We start from the raw sequence: 1,788 nt of genomic DNA, 5'->3' as shown, positions 1-1,788 counted from the left end.
TGAGTGTTGGTAGCTCCTTAGAAAGGAGGTGATCCAGCCGCACCTTCCGGTACGGCTACCTTGTTACGACTTAGTCCCAATCGCCAGTCCCACCTTCGACCACTCCCCCCGCGAACGGTTGGGCCATGGGCTTCGGGTGTTACCGACTTTCGTGACTTGACGGGCGGTGTGTACAAGGCCCGGGAACGTATTCACCGCAGCGTTGCTGATCTGCGATTACTAGCGACTCCGACTTCATGGGGTCGAGTTGCAGACCCCAATCCGAACTGAGACCGGCTTTTTGGGATTCGCTCCACCTTACGGTATCGCAGCCCTTTGTACCGGCCATTGTAGCATGCGTGAAGCCCAAGACATAAGGGGCATGATGATTTGACGTCATCCCCACCTTCCTCCGAGTTGACCCCGGCAGTCTCCCATGAGTCCCCGGCATAACCCGCTGGCAACATGGGACGAGGGTTGCGCTCGTTGCGGGACTTAACCCAACATCTCACGACACGAGCTGACGACAACCATGCACCACCTGTGCACGAGTGTCCAAAGAGACCACCATCTCTGGTGGCTTCTCGTGCATGTCAAGCCTTGGTAAGGTTCTTCGCGTTGCATCGAATTAATCCGCATGCTCCGCCGCTTGTGCGGGCCCCCGTCAATTCCTTTGAGTTTTAGCCTTGCGGCCGTACTCCCCAGGCGGGGCACTTAATGCGTTTGCTGCGGCACGGAACTCGTGGAATGAGCCCCACACCTAGTGCCCAACGTTTACGGCATGGACTACCAGGGTATCTAATCCTGTTCGCTCCCCATGCTTTCGCTCCTCAGCGTCAGTTGCGGCCCAGAGACCTGCCTTCGCCATCGGTGTTCCTCCTGATATCTGCGCATTCCACCGCTACACCAGGAATTCCAGTCTCCCCTACCGCACTCTAGTCTGCCCGTACCCGATGCAAGCTCGAGGTTGAGCCTCGAGTTTTCACACCAGACGCGACAAACCGCCTACGAGCTCTTTACGCCCAATAATTCCGGACAACGCTTGCGCCCTACGTATTACCGCGGCTGCTGGCACGTAGTTAGCCGGCGCTTCTTCTGCAGGTACCGTCACTTGCGCTTCTTCCCTGCTGAAAGAGGTTTACAACCCGAAGGCCTTCATCCCTCACGCGGCGTCGCTGCATCAGGCTTGCGCCCATTGTGCAATATTCCCCACTGCTGCCTCCCGTAGGAGTCTGGGCCGTGTCTCAGTCCCAGTGTGGCCGGTCGCCCTCTCAGGCCGGCTACCCGTCGTCGCCTTGGTAGGCCATCACCCCACCAACAAGCTGATAGGCCGCGAGCCCATCCCTGACCGAAAAACTTTCCAACCACCCCCATGCGAGGACGGCTCATATCCAGTATTAGCCCCGGTTTCCCGGAGTTATCCCGAAGTCAAGGGCAGGTTACTCACGTGTTACTCACCCGTTCGCCACTAATCCACCCAGCAAGCTGGGCTTCATCGTTCGACTTGCATGTGTTAAGCACGCCGCCAGCGTTCGTCCTGAGCCAGGATCAAACTCTCCGTAAATGAACAACGCCCACCACCAAGCACAGCCCAGTGATGAACAATCCATACGAAGCGAACCCAACCGGGTTCACAAAACTGGCATCAACACGAAAGATGACATCATCTTCCGAAATCAACCAAAGGAATCCCAGACACAACCAACCACCCCACCCGGACGGGCAAGAACAGCCAGCCATGCCACAGGGACAAAAATTGGCATTGACTAACAAGCACACTGTTGAGTTCTCAAACAACCGACACACACC

At 56.9% G+C, this 1,788-nt stretch carries 1 rRNA gene; it reads right to left on the bottom strand.

Features of this window, described 5'->3' with window-relative positions:
- Positions 1 to 21 precede the first annotated feature (21 nt).
- Positions 22 to 1,543 (bottom strand): 16S ribosomal RNA (locus tag ACFC2L_RS20185).
- Between the last annotated feature and the right edge of the window lie 245 nt (positions 1,544 to 1,788).

Origin of the sequence: Cellulosimicrobium sp. NPDC055967, assembly GCF_042269845.1 — a bacterium.
Taxonomy (GTDB): Bacteria; Actinomycetota; Actinomycetes; order Actinomycetales; family Cellulomonadaceae; genus Cellulosimicrobium.
This window is presented reverse-complemented; position numbering and strand designations above follow the sequence as displayed.